The sequence below is a fragment of the Ahrensia marina genome, from assembly GCF_042140245.1.
Taxonomy (GTDB): Bacteria; Pseudomonadota; Alphaproteobacteria; order Rhizobiales; family MH13; genus MH13.
Genome location: NZ_CP159483.1, coordinates 2899573 through 2915652, shown reverse-complemented (window position 1 = coordinate 2915652; position 16080 = coordinate 2899573). Strand labels below are relative to the sequence as shown.

The 16080-nt window shown below is 55.4% G+C and carries 14 protein-coding genes; 12 read left to right on the top strand and 2 right to left on the bottom strand.

Annotated features, from left to right (window positions below; genetic code table 11):
- Positions 1-44: 44 nt before the first annotated feature.
- The 12 genes from pyrH to lpxB all read left to right on the top strand — a co-directional run bounded on the left by pyrH (position 45) and on the right by lpxB (position 12900).
- Entirely contained in the window at positions 45-773 is a 729-nt protein-coding gene (gene pyrH, locus ABWH92_RS14240) for a UMP kinase (protein WP_375569432.1), read from the top strand.
- Between the two features lie 97 nt (positions 774-870).
- Positions 871-1422: a ribosome recycling factor gene (gene frr / locus ABWH92_RS14235; RefSeq protein ID WP_375569430.1), complete on the top strand. Its 552-nt coding sequence runs from the start codon at positions 871-873 to the stop codon at positions 1420-1422.
- Positions 1423-1455: 33 nt separating this feature from the next.
- Positions 1456-2262, top strand: a complete 807-nt coding sequence (locus ABWH92_RS14230; RefSeq protein WP_375569428.1) for an isoprenyl transferase — start codon at positions 1456-1458, stop codon at positions 2260-2262.
- Positions 2263-2324: 62 nt separating this feature from the next.
- The gene (locus tag ABWH92_RS14225) at positions 2325-3233 is read left to right on the top strand and encodes a phosphatidate cytidylyltransferase (protein ID WP_375569426.1); all 909 of its coding nucleotides are present in this window, start codon (positions 2325-2327) and stop codon (positions 3231-3233) included.
- Positions 3226-4443: a 1-deoxy-D-xylulose-5-phosphate reductoisomerase gene (gene dxr / locus ABWH92_RS14220; RefSeq protein ID WP_375569424.1), complete on the top strand. Its 1218-nt coding sequence runs from the start codon at positions 3226-3228 to the stop codon at positions 4441-4443. Before ABWH92_RS14225 ends, dxr begins: the two co-directional genes overlap by 8 nt.
- 29 nt (positions 4444-4472) lie before the next feature.
- On the top strand, positions 4473-5606 hold the full coding sequence (gene rseP, locus ABWH92_RS14215; protein WP_375569422.1) for an RIP metalloprotease RseP: 1134 nt from the start codon (positions 4473-4475) through the stop codon (positions 5604-5606).
- Between the two features lie 183 nt (positions 5607-5789).
- The gene (bamA, locus tag ABWH92_RS14210) at positions 5790-8165 is read left to right on the top strand and encodes an outer membrane protein assembly factor BamA (protein ID WP_375569420.1); all 2376 of its coding nucleotides are present in this window, start codon (positions 5790-5792) and stop codon (positions 8163-8165) included.
- A 216-nt stretch (positions 8166-8381) separates the two neighbouring features.
- Positions 8382-9446 carry a UDP-3-O-(3-hydroxymyristoyl)glucosamine N-acyltransferase gene (gene lpxD / locus ABWH92_RS14205; RefSeq protein ID WP_375569418.1) on the top strand — a complete coding sequence of 355 codons (1065 nt, stop codon included), beginning with the start codon at positions 8382-8384 and terminating at the stop codon, positions 9444-9446.
- Between the two features lie 94 nt (positions 9447-9540).
- Positions 9541-10014: a 3-hydroxyacyl-ACP dehydratase FabZ gene (gene fabZ / locus ABWH92_RS14200; RefSeq protein ID WP_375569416.1), complete on the top strand. Its 474-nt coding sequence runs from the start codon at positions 9541-9543 to the stop codon at positions 10012-10014.
- Positions 10011-10808: an acyl-ACP--UDP-N-acetylglucosamine O-acyltransferase gene (lpxA, locus tag ABWH92_RS14195; protein WP_375569413.1), complete on the top strand. Its 798-nt coding sequence runs from the start codon at positions 10011-10013 to the stop codon at positions 10806-10808. The genes fabZ and lpxA overlap by 4 nt, the downstream gene beginning before the upstream one ends.
- An 8-nt stretch (positions 10809-10816) precedes the next feature.
- Positions 10817-11713: an LpxI family protein gene (locus ABWH92_RS14190; RefSeq protein WP_375569411.1), complete on the top strand. Its 897-nt coding sequence runs from the start codon at positions 10817-10819 to the stop codon at positions 11711-11713.
- A complete protein-coding gene (gene lpxB, locus ABWH92_RS14185; RefSeq protein ID WP_375569410.1) occupies positions 11710-12900 on the top strand; it encodes a lipid-A-disaccharide synthase in 1191 nt (396 codons plus the stop codon). The genes ABWH92_RS14190 and lpxB overlap by 4 nt, the downstream gene beginning before the upstream one ends.
- Before the next feature lie 47 nt (positions 12901-12947).
- Here lpxB and gltA read toward each other — a convergent pair whose 3' ends face one another.
- Both gltA and gltX read right to left on the bottom strand, forming a co-directional pair.
- The gene (gltA, locus tag ABWH92_RS14180) at positions 12948-14252 is read right to left on the bottom strand and encodes a citrate synthase (protein ID WP_375569408.1); all 1305 of its coding nucleotides are present in this window, start codon (positions 14250-14252) and stop codon (positions 12948-12950) included.
- A 237-nt stretch (positions 14253-14489) separates the two neighbouring features.
- Complete coding sequence (gltX, locus tag ABWH92_RS14175; protein ID WP_375569406.1) at positions 14490-15938, bottom strand: glutamate--tRNA ligase; 1449 nt, start codon at positions 15936-15938, stop codon at positions 14490-14492.
- Positions 15939-16080 lie beyond the last annotated feature (142 nt).

The following is a 16080-nucleotide window of genomic DNA, read 5'->3' as shown; positions in this document are numbered from 1 at the left end:
TCGCGTGACAGCGCGGCACCCTTGCTGTATCCGGTGCCCATTCAATGAGAGGGTCAACAGTGGCTGATTCTTCACCCCGTTACTTGCTGAAATTGTCCGGCGAGGCTTTGGCTGGGCCGCAGGGCTTTGGCCATGATGCGGCGACCATGAAGCGCATCGCGGGCGAGATCGCAGAATGTGCCAATACGGGCGCGCAGATGGCAGTCGTTGTCGGAGGTGGCAACATCATTCGCGGCGCACGGATGGCTGCTGACGGCGGAGACCGCGTTGCCGGTGACCATATGGGAATGCTTGGCACGTTGATAAACGGTATCGCGATGCGAGAAGCGATCCGCGAAGCAGGCGCTGCCTCAAACCTTTTTTCCGGTTTTCCGGCGCCAACCATGTGCGAGACCTTTTCGCAGCGCGCGGTGCTTGCCTCGCTTGAGGCCGGTGAGGTTGTTGTCTTGGCTGGTGGTACGGGCAGCCCCTTTTTCACAACGGACACAGGGGCAACGCTGCGCGCTGCCGAGATTGGCGCTGACGCCATTTTGAAGGCAACGCAGGTTGATGGTGTCTACAGTGCGGATCCAAAAACAGATCCTAGCGCCACGCGCTATGCCACGATCAGCTTGGATGAGGCCTTGGCCAAGGGCTTGCAGGTTATGGACACCGCTGCTCTTGCCTTGGCACGAGATAATGCGCTGCCCATCATAGTTTTTTCTATTCACCAGCCCGGCGCGCTTGGTTCGGTTGTGGCCGGTGAAGATGTTGGTTCAAGGATTACACCATGAGGGTGTGGTGGCTGAACCACAGAGGCCGATAGAACTTTCTTGGCGGCTCCGTTCCGTTGGCCGCCTGACTTTGAACGATGCGTGTAGGGTGAAAACGATGAGTGATGATATCGATCTTGGCGACATTGAGCGCCGCATGCAGGGTGCTTTGGGAAGCCTCAAAAATGAGTTTGGCGGCTTACGCACAGGGCGGGCGTCATCGAGCCTTGTGGAACCGATCATGGTGGAAGCCTACGGCAGCATGATGCCGATGACCCAAGTGGCGACGGTCAGCGTGCCAGAGCCGCGTATGATCTCCATAAATGTGTGGGACAAGGGCACCTTAATTGCGGTGGAAAAAGCCATACGGCAGTCGAATCTAGGCCTCAATCCAGTGGTGGATGGCACCAACATTCGTCTTCCTATCCCCGAACTCAACGAAGAACGTCGCACCGAATTGACCAAGGTTGCTCAAAAGTATGCCGAGCAGGCCCGTATTGCCGTTCGTCACGTACGGCGTGACGGACTGGATACCATTAAGAAAGCTGATGGACTTTCAGAGGATGATGTACGCGCCCAATCTGATCAGGTGCAGAAACTGACAGATCGTTATGTTGGCGAGATTGATACGATGCTCGCATCCAAAGAAACGGAGATCATGCAGATCTAGCCCGTGCGTCTGATCCTTGCTTGATAGAACACCATGAACCCACCGTCAGCCGCTGCTCGCCTCGTCGATCTTGAGGAAAATGCTGAAGACATCCGCACCTCCACGGGAGGCGCGAATGGAACGCCAGTTCATCTGGGCATCATCATGGACGGCAATGGTCGGTGGGCTGAAAACCATCATTTGCCGCGCGTTGAAGGGCATAGAAAGGGCGTTGAGGCATTGCGTCAAACAGTGCGCGATGTTGGTGAGCGTGGCATCAAGCACCTAACGCTCTTTGCTTTTTCCTCCGAGAACTGGAAGCGGCCTCAAGCTGAAGTGCGCGATTTGCTGATGCTTCTTCGGCTGTTCGTCAAACGTGATTTGGGCGAACTAAAAGCCAACGGCGTGAAGGTTCGCGTGATTGGCGAACGCGATGACCTGGCTCGCGATATTCGTGAGCTTTTGGAGCATGCTGAAGCTGTCACGCGTGATGGTCGAAACCTGTATCTGAATATCGCCTTCAATTATGGCGGGCGCGATGAAATCGTTCGTGCCGCCCGCAAACTGGCCGATCAGGCCGCCAATGGCGTGCTCGATGCCAACTCCATCACTCCAGAGCTCTTTGAAGGTGCTTTGGATACAGCTGGCATGCCGGATCCTGATCTTATTGTTCGCACCAGCGGTGAAATGCGCCTGTCCAATTTTTTGCTTTGGCAGGCAGCTTACGCAGAATTCGTCTTCACAGAAACGCTCTGGCCCGATTTTAACGCGGCCGCGTTGGATGAGGCATTGGAGACATTCCGCTGCCGGAACAGGCGTTTTGGTGGTCGCGTTGCAACGGCAAGCGTAGCCGCTGAATAAGTGGCAAACCGCCGCTTTTGGTGATCTGGTCAAATTGCGCTGGAGGCCCTATGCCATGGCGCATGACCGCGCCAATACCACCAAATTCTCACAAGGCTTCAGCTGGCCGTCCGCTCTCTGAGCTGACGAAGCGCGTACTGTCAGGCATCGTGTTGATGATCGTGGCATTAGTGACCACCTGGACAGGTGGTCTTGTATTGGTCTTCGCCTTTTCGGTTTTGAGCTTCTTTGTTTTGATTGAGTGGGAACGTCTGACGGGCCCTAACTCACAGCGCCGCCTGGTCTTGGGTATGCTTGTCGTGGGCGCTGCGGCGTCCATAGCCTATTTTTTTGGGCCCGTAGCAGCCATGGCAGTTGGCATTGGATCACTTTTTGTGGCTTTGGGGGCGGCGCTCCTTGAGAGCCCAAAACGTTGGTCATTAACAGGTGTTGCGTACGCGTCTTGGTTGGTGGTGAGTCTGGTCAGCCTTCGCGGCCATGACAGCGTGGGATTGTCTGCCATTTTGTTTGTTTTCGCCGCCGTCTGGGCAACGGACATTGCCGCCTATTTTGGTGGACGCTCTATCGGCGGGCCGAAGCTTATGCCCTCGGTTTCGCCCAACAAAACATGGTCGGGTGCAATTTCAGGTGCCTTGGCAGCTATTCTGGTCTGCGTCGGTTACATCGCTTGGGCAGATGTTCATGTCTCTGCCCGCACGTCCTCTCTTGCGCTCACACTGGTTTCCGTTGGTTACATCGCCTTGATGGCGTTGGCTTTGAGCGTGGCGTCGCAGGCTGGCGATCTTTTTGAGTCAGGCCTCAAGCGGCGTTTTGGCGCAAAGGACTCAGGGACTCTTCTCCCTGGACATGGCGGCTTCATGGACCGGGTTGATGGGTTGGTGTTTGCCAGCGCAGCCGCTTTTCTGATTGGCCTTTCCTTGAAGGGGCAGGGGACGGTTGCTGAAGGTCTTTTGACATTGGGGAATGGGTGAGATGGTAGATGGTAACGACACGCGAACCATCGCCATACTGGGTGCGACGGGATCAATTGGTGATAGCACCGCTGATATTGTGCTCGCCAACCGTGACCGTTTCCACGTCACAACGCTTGTTGGTCATTCCAATGTTGATAAGCTTGCCGCTCGAGCGAAAGCACTACGCGCGGAGAGAGCGGTGGTGGCGGACGAGCGGCACCATCAAAAGCTCAAAGATCTTTTAGCAGGCACGGGTATCGATGTTGCGGCCGGTCGACGTGCTGTGATTGCCAGCGCTGCCGAGGCCGCTGATCTTGTCGTTTGTGCCATGGTTGGCTCACCTGGCATTGAACCAGCAATGGCGGCGATTGAAGCTGGCAACACCGTGGCGCTGGCCAATAAGGAGGCTCTTGTGTGCGCCGGGCCAGTGATGATGAAGCTGGCAGCCCAAAAAGGCGTGCGTATCCTGCCGCTCGATTCAGAACACAACGCACTGTTTCAAGTCTTTGAAGACACAAACAGATCGCACATCGAAGCGATCACGGTCACGGCATCTGGCGGTCCTTTTCGCACATGGGACGCAGAGCGTATTCGCTCCGCCACATTGTCGGATGCGCTCAACCATCCAAACTGGACGATGGGGCAAAAGGTCACGATCGATTCAGCAACCCTCGCGAACAAAGGGCTGGAGGTGATTGAAGCACATCACCTTTTTGCCATGAGTCCTGATGCGATCAAGGTGGTTGTGCACCCACAGTCTATTGTACATGGCATGGTCCACTATGCAGACGGGTCGGTGCTGGCACAGCTTGGTATGCCGGATATGCGCACGCCCATCGCAGCTGCATTGGCATGGCCTAATCGCTATCAGGCGCCGCAAGTAGAGAGGCTAGATTTAGCCACTTTGAGCACGCTGAGTTTCGAACGCCCTGACTTGGAGCGCTTTCCAATGCTTGGTCTTGCTTTCGATGCCATGCGCGAAGGTGCAGCGGCTCCGGCGCTTTTCAACGCAGCGAATGAAGCTGCGGTGACGGCTTTTGTTGAGGGCAAATGTGCGTTCTCTGACATTGCCACGATTGTTGCAATGACCATGGATCAAGCCCTGGCAGCTTCAACATCGCGACCATTTGCGTCACTTGAGGATGTCTTGTCCGCTGATCAAAACGGACAACGTCTTGCTAACGCTATCGTGGATGATCAATTGCACGGTGTAGGCGCGCCAAGCTAAATCAAGCTTGGGAAAAAGGGATAGTGGGAATGGAACTCATCGCAGGCAGCGGGTCGTTTCTTTTGGGAACGATCGTGCCCTTCTTGTTTGTGCTGACGGTCGTGGTGTTTTTCCACGAACTGGGACACTTCGCGGTCGCGCGGTGGTGCGGGGTTGGCGTGCGCACATTCTCGGTCGGTTTTGGTCCGGAGCTGCTCGGCGCAACCGATAAACACGGCACGCGATGGAAGCTTTCAGCAATCCCACTTGGCGGCTATGTGAAATTCGCAGGTGATGAAAACGCTGCCAGCGTTCCTGACAATGCTGAGCTTGCAAAGATGAGTGAATCTGAGCGGGAAGAAGCCTTTCATCTCAAACCGTTATGGCAACGCGCAGCTGTCGTGTTTGCTGGACCACTCGCCAACTTTATTCTGGCCGTTGTTATCTTCGCTGGCGTCTTCGTCACTTTGGGCGAGAGCATCACTGTGCCGCGCGTTGACAGGGTACAGGAGGCATCCGCCGCCGAAGCTGCCGGCGTTGAAAGCGGGGACATTGTTGTCGCTATTGATGGCGAACCAATTGAGGCCTTCGCTGATGTTCAGCGCATCGTGTCATTTTCCGCTGAGCGCCCTTTGGTATTCACGCTGGATCGTGCAGGCACAATCTTTGATCTCACAATCGTTCCTGAGCGCAGGGAGGTTGATGACGGTTTTGGCAACATGCAGCGCGTCGGGATCATCGGCGTCGTCCACGAGGCCAATGAAAACGACGTAACGGTGATTGAATATGGACCGCTAGAAGCAACCGGTCGTGCCGTTGAACAAACTGGCATCGTGATCACCCAGTCGCTAACCTACATTGGGCGCATTTTGGTCGGCCAGGAATCGGCTGATCAACTCTCCGGCCCAGTGCGGGTCGCAAAAATTTCCGGCGATGTGGCAACACTGGGCTTTCTTGCATTGCTGCAACTGACAGCCGTCATCTCGGTCTCGATCGGCATGGTCAATCTGTTCCCGATCCCCATGCTCGATGGTGGGCACTTGGCTTTTTACGCAATCGAAGCGGTGCGCAGAAAGCCGCTCAGTGAGCGTAGCCAGGAGATCGGATTCCGCATTGGTTTGGCCATGGTCATGTTCCTGATGGTATTTGCGACGTGGAACGATATCGCGAACCTCATGCGGTGATGTGCACTTATGAAAGGTTAAGTGACCGTTGCTTGCGTGCAACTAAGTGGCGCAAAGGTCCATAAATCAGGTGGGTGAAGGCTCAGATGGCTTGCGTCTGACGTCAGCGTGGATAGAAGACAGTATGCGATGCCGAAGTGACTCGGCTGAATTGGTGTGCCCCGTAAGGGGTAAAGGATTGTAATGACTATGAACCGTTTGGGTATTTCGTTTGTGTTTGCGGTGATGATGGCGGCGCTCCCGCTGTCGATCTCAGCAGGAAATGGCACCTTATCGCTCACCCCAACTGCCGCCCAAGCCGCCACGGTTTCTTCCATACAAGTCGAGGGCAATCGTCGGATCGAGTCATCCACTATCATTTCTTATGTCACAGTCATTCCTGGCCGGAACTTCGGTGCACGCGACCTCAACGAGTCATTGCAATCGCTTTTCGCCACCGGGTTGTTCGCAGATGTTTCTCTCGAACGCCGTGGCAATGTGTTGCTTGTTCAGGTCGTTGAGAACCCAGTTGTTCGCCAGGTTGTTTTTGAAGGCAATCGTCGAATTGACGACTCCGCGCTCAGCACGGTTGTGCAGTTGGAGCCACGTCGTGTTCTGACTGAGTCGGCTGTTCAATCGGACACGCAACGTATCCTCGAAGCCTATCGCCGTAATGGCCGGTTCGCAGCACGCGTCGAGCCAAAACTGATCGAAGTTGGCGATAACCGCGTCGATCTGGTGTATGAGATCGAGGAAGACGAGCGTTCTGGCGTCTCGCGGATCACGTTTATTGGCAACCAAGCTTTCAGCGACGGTAAACTGCGCGACACCATCACGACCGAGCAATCGGGCCTTTTGTCATTCCTTTCCTCGGCAGATGTTTATGATCCAGATCGGTTGGATGCTGATCGCGAGCGTCTACGCCGCTTCTATCTCAGCGAAGGCTATGCTGACTTCCGCGTGGTTTCAGCGGTCGCAGAGCTTGACCGTGAACAGAACGTCTTTTTCATCACCTTCACGGTGGATGAGGGCCCACGTTACCAGTTCGGCAATGTTGAGATTGACTCCACGTTGCGTGAGCTTGACCCTGAAGACCTTTATTCGGTGCTCGAAACGCGTCCTGGCGACACCTATGACGCCACGGCCGTTGATCGCTCTATCGAAGCCTTAACAATCGAGGTGTCGAGCTACGGCTACGCTTTCGTTCAAGTTCGCCCACGCGGTGACCGTAACGCTGCCGACAACACAATCGACCTCACCTACTTTGTTGATGAGGGCGTGCGCGCCTATGTTGAGCGGATTGACATCTCTGGTAACACGCGGACCCGCGACTACGTCATCCGCCGAGAGTTTGACTTCGCAGAAGGCGACGCATTCAATCGGGTGCTGGTTGACCGCGCGCAGCGGCGCTTGGAAGCGCTTGGCTTCTTCGAACGCGTTCGTATCACGACGTCTCAAGGGTCAGCATCCGACCGTATCGTTCTCAACGTACAAGTGGTGGAGCAGTCAACGGGTGACTTCTCGTTCGGTGTCGGCTATTCGACAACATCCGGTGTGACGCTTGAACTTTCAGTCACCGAACGCAACTTCCTTGGCCGTGGTCAGTACGTTCGTGCTGCCGTTGGTGGTGGTCTGGACGAAAACCGTACGTTCGATTTTTCGTTTACCGAACCTTACTTCCTTGGGCGGCGTCTGGCGGCTGGGTTCGACTTGTACCGTCGAGAGTCAGGCGATTCCGATGACAATGCATACACGACCATCGCGACAGGTGGTGCATTGCGAATTGTTGCGCCAATCACGAATGATTTGAACTTCGGCCTAAGCTACGGTCTGGATGTTTCGGAGTACGACCTTGATGCTGGATCATCGGCGTCGCGAGCAGTCTTGCAACTCGTAGGGGCTCCGGACTTCACAACACCAACCGCTGCGAATTACTCTAATGAACGTGTAACATCCAGCCTAACATGGACTCTGGTCTATGATACCATCGACAATAGAACGACGCCCCGCGATGGCTACTTCGCACGCTTGCGCCAGACCGTTGCTGGTTTAGGTGGTGATGCAGAGTACGTACAAACCACGTTGGATGCTCGCGCCTTCCGCACGCTTTCAACCGATTTGGATTTGGTTGCATCAGTTCGTGTTCAAGCGGGTAACGTTTGGTCGTGGGACGAAGATGGTCTTTTGATTGTTGATGGGTTCTTCAAGGGTGCTGACCTGGTGCGTGGTTTCGATAGTCTTGGGCCCCGCGATGCCAACACCCTCGATGCATTGGGCGGTACGACTTATGCTGGCATTTCAGGCGAGCTGAACTTTGCCTTGCCTTACATCACTGAAGCGATTGGCATTCGCGGCGCAGTCTTTGCAGATGCAGGTACTTTGTTTGATCCGGTCGGCAGCGTGGATAACATTGCCGGTCTGACGGTCAATGACGACAATTCCATCCGCGCATCGGTGGGTGCAAGCTTGATTTGGAACTCACCGTTTGGCCCGTTGCGTGCTGACTACGCGCATGTGTTGGCATCCGAAACCTATGACCGGGAAGAGGCCTTCCGCTTCAGTGCGGGCGCGCGCTTCTAACAGAAGAACAGGGCTTCTAGCTCCGTTTCAGCAAAAACTTGAAAAAGCCACAACGCTTATGCGTTGTGGCTTTTTCATTTTGGCCGCTGGGCCTTGCTACGACATGCCTTAGAAGGTGAGCTCAAACCAACAGAAGGAACGATCAAGTGTTGGCCAACCGCATGTGACCAAGCTAAAGGTCGATATGTAAGTTCAACCGCGTTTGTGTGTTCACCCATGGTCGATACCGCCTTTTTCCCTCCAATCGTTCCACAGACCCCACAAAACTTGGCGGGCGCACTCGGTCTGGACATTGTTGGCGGAGATCCCGGCGCGCTCGATCAAAACCTTTCAGGTGTGGCACCGATCGAACAGGCTGAGCCAGGCACATTGTCTTTCCTTGATAACGCTAAGTACGCTGAAAACTTAGCAAATACGAAGGCGAGTTGCGTGATCCTCGCTGCTCGCTTTCAAGACAAACTGCCCGACACGGTTGTCGGACTGATCTCAAAAGAACCGTATCGCGACTTCGCCAGAGCAGCGGCATTGATGGTACCAACAGGGGTCAAGCTGCAAGGCGCTGCGCTGAGTGATGGGATTTCATCTGCTGCGCATATCGATCCGACAGCAAGTCTGGAAGACGGCGTGACTGTTGAACCTAGTGCAGTTATCGGCGCGCATGTGTCTATCGGGTCAGGCACAACCATTTGTGCCGGTGCCATCATCGCGCATCACGTACAGGTTGGGCGCGACAGCTATGTCGGAGCGCAAGCTGTTCTTCAGCATGCGCTGGTCGGCGATCGTGTGATCGTCCACAGCGGTGTTAATGTCGGCCAGGATGGTTTTGGGTTCGCTATGGGTCCAACAGGCCACCTCAAAGTCCCGCAACTCGGTCGTGTCATCATTCAAGACGATGTGGAAATTGGCGCTGGCACCTGCATTGATCGTGGAACGACGCGAGACACTATCATTGGTGAGGGCACAAAAATCGACAATCTGGTTCAGATTGGACACAATGTTGAAGTCGGCCGCCACTGTATTTTGGTTGGCCATGTGGGGATAGCAGGATCCAGTGTGCTGGAGGACTTCGTTGCCATTGGTGGCCAGTCCGGTATCGCTGGGCACATACGCATTGGTATGGGTGCGCAAATCGCGGCAGCATCCAACGTGAAGGACAATGTGCCAGCCGGGGGGCGTTGGGCCGGGACACCCGCCAAACCAGCCCGCACGGTCTTCCGTGAGCTTGCCGCTATCAAGCGCCTAGGAGAGCAAGGCAGCGCTTCGGCGAAAAGCAAGGATTGATCCCCGACTTTTGGCGGCTCGCCATTTGAACCTTTTCAGTGGACATGCTGTAAGGTCTCAGTTTCCTATGCAGACCCAACGATCTATGACGGATATGACAAACTCTCCTACATCCCTGGGCATTGCTGATATTCAAAAGCTGCTTGAGTATTTGCCGCACCGGTACCCATTTCTCCTGGTCGACAAAATCATCGATATGGATGGTGATAACTACGGTGTCGGCATCAAGAACGTGACCATGAACGAACCGCACTTTCAGGGTCATTTTCCAGGTCATCCGATCATGCCCGGTGTCCTGATCATTGAGGGTATTGCGCAGACGGCTGGGGCTTTGTGCATTGCTGCCAACCCCAAGCGCGAAGTTCAACCTCTTGTGTACTTTATGACCATCGACAAGGCAAAGTTTCGCAAGCCCGTTATCCCGGGCGATGTGCTGCACTATGAAGTTAGCAAGATGCGCCAGCGTGCAAACATTTGGAAGTTCGCCTCCGTTGCCAAGGTAGACGGTGCCAAGGTGGCCGAAGCCGAGATCAGTGCGATGATTGTCCACCAGGAGGCAGCCGATTGAGCACCACCATTCATCCCTCAGCCCTTGTTGATGAAGGCGCAGAACTTGGCGAAGGGGTGACTGTCGGTCCGTTTTGTCATGTCGGCGGCCATGTCAAACTGGGTGATCATACAAAGCTCGAAAGCCATGTGGTTGTTGCGGGGCGCACCACGGTTGGTGCTGGGTGTCACATCTTCCCATTTGCATCGATTGGCCATCGACCGCAGGACTTGAAGTATCATGGTGAGCCATCCACGCTGGAGATCGGTGCGAACACGACCATGCGTGAGTATGTGACAGTTCAGCCAGGCACTGAACATGGCGGAATGATCACCAGGGTCGGCGAGCAATGCCTGCTCATGGCCTCAGCCCATGTCGCGCACGATTGCCAAGTCGGGAACCAAGTGATCCTGGGCAACAATGTGATGATGGCTGGCCATTGCACCGTCGAAGATCACGTCATTGTGTCGGGAGGCTCAGCAGCCCACCAATTCGTGCGCATCGGTGAACACGCATTTGTGGGTGGCCTTACCGGTGTCGAAAACGATGTGATTCCTTACGGTATGATCATTGGTAATCGAGGGAATCTAAGCGGCCTTAACATTGTCGGCCTGCGGCGACGTGGATTTGACCGAGATGAGATTCACACAATTCGTCAGGCTTATCGGCTTCTGTTCTCCGATGAGGGCACATTGGCTGAGCGCGTCGAAGACGTTTCAAAAATGTTTCCAGACAGCCCCAGTGTGAAGCGTGTGATTGATTTCATTCGTTCGCGATCAGATCGGGCACTCTGCTTGCCACACTCAGGCGACTAGCTCCGCCAATGGCGGAAACAAGCACCAACAACCTGGCAATCATAGCCGGCGGCGGGCAACTTCCAATCGAAGTGGCCCATGCCGCTCAGTCTGTCGGCCACAACGTCCTTGTTGTGGGTATCGCCGAAGAAGCCGACCTTTCCAATCTTGACGCCGGTGTGAGCCAAACCAAGGTGGGCTGGGGCCAGTTTGGCGCGCTTCAACAACATCTCAATGATCATGGAACGAACAAACTGGTCATCATTGGCAGTATCTCTCGAAGGCCCGAATACAAGGATGTGAAGCTGGATTGGGGCGCCGTGCAATTGCTCCCCCAACTACTGACCACTCTTTTGGCCGGGGGCGACTCGTCGGTGCTCGATAGAGTTGCGAAGCTCTTCTCAGACCTCGGGTATGACCTTATCGGCGCCCATCAAGTGGCACCCTCTCTGGTTGCAGAAGAAGGTATCTTGGCCGGGCCCAAGCCCAGTGAAACTTTGAAGCAAGATGCTCTCCAGGCGATGCGAGCTGCTTGGACGTCGGGACATCTCGATATGGGGCAGGGGGCTGTCGCCACCGCGGGGCGAGTCGTTGCCATGGAAGGCGCTGAGGGCACCGATGGTTTGCTGGAGCGTGTGGCGGCCATGCGCCAAGCAAAACGCTTTTCGGGATTTAATCGCTCGGGTGCTTTGGCAAAATGCACACGTCCGCAACAAGATCTTCGCCTCGATATGCCGACCATTGGCCCCCGCACCATTGAAAACGCAGCAGATGCCGGTCTGTCAGCCATTGTATTGGAAGCTGGACGCGTTCTTCTCTCACAGCGAGAGGAAACAGTGGCACGGTGCAAAGCGCGCAAGATCTCGCTTCTTGCAAAGCAACGTTCTGAATTCATCCCGCAAGGCAGGGAGGACGAACCGGCGTGAACATCCCAGCTGCCAATCAAGTGCGGGTGTTCTTTGTGGTTGGCGAAGCCTCAGGAGATAGGCTGGGCGCATCCTTGGCATCTGAGCTAGTAGCCAAACATGGAAACACAGTCGCGTTCGAGGGGTTGGGCGGCGAAGGCCTAACCGAGCATGGCCTTACGAGCCTCTTTGATATCGAGGACATCGCAGTGATGGGCCTAGCCCCCGTAATTGCCAGACTGCCCTTGATCTTGCGTCGTATTAGACAGACCAGCGATGCCATTATCGCTTCCAAACCCGATCTGGTTGTGTTGATCGACAGCCCCGATTTCACCCACCGTGTTGCCAAACGCGTTCGCAAGGCCGCTCCAAATATCCCCATCATTGGTTGGGTTTCACCGTCGGTTTGGGCCTGGCGCCCTGGGCGGGCTAAGGCCATGCGGGCCTACATGGATCACCTCTTGGTTTTGCTGCCTTTTGAGGTGGAGGCTCACCAACAGCTAGGTGGTCCCCCAGCAACCTATGTGGGACACCCGCTGATTGATGAGCTAGAAAGCCTGCGCCCTCAATCGCCCAACGAACGCCTCTCGTTGGGCACTGATCCCTCAACACTGTTGGTTATGCCAGGAAGTCGAAGCGGCGAGATCAGTCGGCACATGCCCATGCTTCGTGAAACACTGGCGCGAACCAACCAGCTGCTGGTTGGCGAGGGGTATGCACCGCCGACTTACATCCTACCGTCAGTTCCCAAACATACCACAACAATCAAGGAGGCGGTCAAAGACTGGCCCGTGAGCATGGATGTCGTTAGCTCCCAGGATGCCAAACGCGCGGCAATGCGAAAGGCTCATGGCGCAATTGTCGCCTCTGGTACGGCAACACTTGAGTTGGCGCTCGCCGGTATTCCCATGGTCGTTGTTTACAAGCTTGACGTCCTGGCTCATCTGGCACGCCGGTTGGTGAAAGTCTGGACCATTGTTTTGCCCAACCTTGTTCTCGGCCGACCGGTGGTGCGCGAGTATGTGGATGAAATGGCGCGACCCGAAGCGCTAGCCCGTGCTTTGAAAGCTCTGGCGACCGACACACCCGAACGGAGGGCGCAAGTCGAGGCCTTTGAAGAGCTCGATGCATTGATGGCGGGCCCTGACAATCAAACACCTGCCCAACGTGCACGCCGCATCGTCGATACGTTTCTCTCCAAAGAATAAAAAAACCGGCCTCAAGGGGCCGGTTTTCACTTTGATGGTGAGCGTAGCTACTTGCGCCGCGACATCGGTACGTAGTCGCGCTGTGTATGGCCAGTGTAGAGCTGGCGTGGGCGGCCGATGCGCTGCTGCGGGTCTTCCACCATCTCTTTCCATTGAGCAATCCAACCCACGGTGCGGGCAAGCGCAAAGAGCACCGTGAACATATTCGGCGCAAAGCCAAGTGCCTTCAGCGTAATACCGGAATAGAAGTCGATGTTTGGATAGAGCTTCTTCTCAATGAAATACTCATCGGTGAGGGCGATGTTCTCCAGCTCCATTGCCACCTCGAGCATTGGATCATCGGTGATGCCCAACTCACCCAATACCTCATGGCAGGTTTTCTGCATGATCTTGGCGCGCGGGTCATAGTTTTTGTAGACGCGGTGGCCAAAGCCCATCAGGCGGAATGGATCATCCTTATCCTTCGCGCGCGCCACATAAGTTGGAATGTTCTCAACCGAACCAATCTCCGACAGCATGTTCAGTGCGGCCTCATTGGCACCACCATGGGCAGGGCCCCAGAGGCAGGCGATGCCTGCAGCAATGCACGCAAAAGGATTGGCGCCAGAGGAGCCAGCTAGACGCACGGTCGACGTGGAAGCGTTTTGCTCATGATCAGCGTGCAAAATGAAAATGCGATCCATCGCGCGAGCGAGCACAGGATTGATCTTGTATTCCTCACAAGGTACCGCAAAGCACATGTGCAAGAAGTTTGCAGCATAATCGAGATCGTTACGCGGATACACAAAAGGCTGGCCGATGGAGTACTTCAGCGCCATCGCGGCAATTGTCGGCAGCTTCGCGATCATCCGCAAGCTAGCAACCATGCGCTGATGCGGATCCGAGATGTCGGTGGAGTTGTGATAAAAGGCTGAAAGCGCACCAACAACACCGCACACAATAGCCATAGGGTGCGCATCACGGCGGAAACCGGTGAAGAAGCGCGCCATCTGCTCGTGCAACATGGTGTGACGGGTCACACGGTTGTCGAAGTCTGCCTTCTGCGCCGATGTCGGCAACTCACCATAGAGCAGCAGGTAGCAGGTTTCTAGGAAGTCTCCATGCTCAGCCAGCTGGTCGATAGGGTAGCCCCGGTGCAATAGCACACCCTTATCACCATCGATGTAAGTGATTTCGGACTCACACGACCCTGTGGATGTAAAACCAGGATCGTAGGTGAAAGCGCCGGTCGAAGCGTAAAGTTTCGAAATATCAATGACATCTGGCCCGATGGTGCCAGAGCGCACGTTAAACTCGTGCTCCTTGCCATCCAAGCTCAGTGTCGCTGTGTTTTTGCCAGTGGTATCGCCCATATGAGACGCTCTCCTCTTTCTATCGGACCCGAGTGTTGGCTGGGCGAGGTTGGTCTATCCGTTCTTTCGCTATGAAAGAAGAACAGATGGCTCTACCGCAACGCACCCATGGTCAGGCTGTGAGGAGTGGGTAGCGAATTAACCCGCCTGCCACAAGCCACCAAAGGACGCATAGACAGAGTGCATCGAGAACAACGCGTTTGAAAATTTGGTCGCAATTTCAGCGTGTTGTAAAAACTAAGGCTGCGTTTGATCACCAATTCGGGCCAATGACTCCTCGCGACCCAAGGCAATGAGAACATCGTAGATACCAGGACTGGTCTTTGAGCCAGTGAGTGCCGCTCTAAGCGGTTGGGCAACCGCTCCAAGCTTGATCTCGGCCTGTTCTGCATAGGCCTTTGTCGCCGCCTCCAGGGGTTCAACGGTCCAGGCTTCCAGCGCGCCGTAAAGGCCGTGGAGCGCTGCCAAATGACCACGCGCTTCATCTGTCAAAAGCGTAGCGGCTTTCTCATCCATCGCCAACGGACGCTGTGCAAAAAGGAAAGCTGCGCTATCAATCAGCTCCACCAGTGTACGCGCCCGCTCTCTCAACCCTGGCAACGCCGTCTCAAAACGAGCCTTGGCGTCTCCCTCAAACGGGTTGGGAAGCTTATCTTTGTTCGGCAAATAGGGAAGGCTGGCGTTGAAAGCAGACTGGAACGCATCGATGCTTAACTCGCGCATGTAATGCGCGTTGAGCGCCGTCAGTTTCTTCACATCGAAACGCGCTGCTGACTTGCCCATGCCATCAAAGCCGAACCATTCAATGGCCTGTTCGGTGGAAAAAATCTCATCATCGCCATGCGCCCAGCCGAGACGGGCCAGGTAGTTTCGCATGGTATCTGGCAAGAACCCGTCCGCGCGATAGGCCTCAGCGCCCACGGCACCATGACGCTTGGACAGTTTGGCGCCATCTGGACCGTGAATAAGAGGAATGTGCGCAAACACCGGGCGGTCCCATCCAAGCGCATCATAGATCACGCTTTGACGTGCCGCGTTGGTCAGGTGATCATCGCCGCGGATCACATGGGTCACACCCATATCATGATCATCGACGACGACTGCCAGCATGTAGGTCGGTGTTCCGTCGGAGCGCAGAATAATAAAATCATCGAGGTCTTTGTTGGGTGTTTTGACCTCACCTTGAACCTGGTCATGAACAACCGTGAGACCATCCGTAGGTGCTTTGATCCGAACTGCAAAAGGCGCGCCCTCTGGTGCGTCGGACGCTGGCCTATCGCGCCACCTGCCATCATAGCGTGGGGGTTTCCCTGCCGCACGCGCGTCTTCTCGCATTTGGGTCAACTCGTCCGGGGTCGCATAGCACTTGTATGCTTTGCCATCGGCCAGCAGTTGATGGGCCACTTCGGCGTGACGGTCGGCGCGTTGCGATTGAAACACCGTTTCGCCATCGTGATCCAAGCCCAACCAAGAAAGACTGTCCAAGATGGCGGCAATAGCTTCGGTTGTGGAACGCGAGCGGTCGGTGTCCTCGATCCGAAGCCGCATCACGCCGCCAACCGACTTGGCATAAAGCCAATTGAACAAAGCGGTGCGCGCACCACCAATGTGCAGAAAGCCCGTGGGCGAGGGGGCAAAGCGCGTGACAACAGCGGCTTGCGTGGTGGTGTGACCGGATTGGCTCATATCGCGATAGGCTCACTTGTGACAGGATAAGTATGCTGGGCGGCGCGCTGATAGCGTGTCGACCGAGGGAGGGTGACCAAGCAAATGGTGTGCTCGCACTTATCATGTCTGGAAAGGCGCACAAGTATCGGTGCATCGATGC

Bases quoted from the DNA above. Each gene is read 5' to 3' on its own strand.
- pyrH (WP_375569432.1), top strand. From the start codon at position 45: ATGAGAGGGTCAACAGTGGCTGATTCTTCACCCCGTTACTTGCTGAAA.
- frr (WP_375569430.1), top strand. From the start codon at position 871: ATGAGTGATGATATCGATCTTGGCGACATTGAGCGCCGCATGCAGGGT.
- ABWH92_RS14230 (WP_375569428.1), top strand. From the start codon at position 1,456: ATGAACCCACCGTCAGCCGCTGCTCGCCTCGTCGATCTTGAGGAAAAT.
- ABWH92_RS14225 (WP_375569426.1), top strand. From the start codon at position 2,325: ATGACCGCGCCAATACCACCAAATTCTCACAAGGCTTCAGCTGGCCGT.
- dxr (WP_375569424.1), top strand. From the start codon at position 3,226: ATGGGTGAGATGGTAGATGGTAACGACACGCGAACCATCGCCATACTG.
- rseP (WP_375569422.1), top strand. From the start codon at position 4,473: ATGGAACTCATCGCAGGCAGCGGGTCGTTTCTTTTGGGAACGATCGTG.
- bamA (WP_375569420.1), top strand. From the start codon at position 5,790: ATGACTATGAACCGTTTGGGTATTTCGTTTGTGTTTGCGGTGATGATG.
- lpxD (WP_375569418.1), top strand. From the start codon at position 8,382: ATGGTCGATACCGCCTTTTTCCCTCCAATCGTTCCACAGACCCCACAA.
- fabZ (WP_375569416.1), top strand. From the start codon at position 9,541: ATGACAAACTCTCCTACATCCCTGGGCATTGCTGATATTCAAAAGCTG.
- ABWH92_RS14190 (WP_375569411.1), top strand. From the start codon at position 10,817: ATGGCGGAAACAAGCACCAACAACCTGGCAATCATAGCCGGCGGCGGG.
- gltA (WP_375569408.1), bottom strand. From the start codon at position 14,252: ATGGGCGATACCACTGGCAAAAACACAGCGACACTGAGCTTGGATGGC.
- gltX (WP_375569406.1), bottom strand. From the start codon at position 15,938: ATGAGCCAATCCGGTCACACCACCACGCAAGCCGCTGTTGTCACGCGC.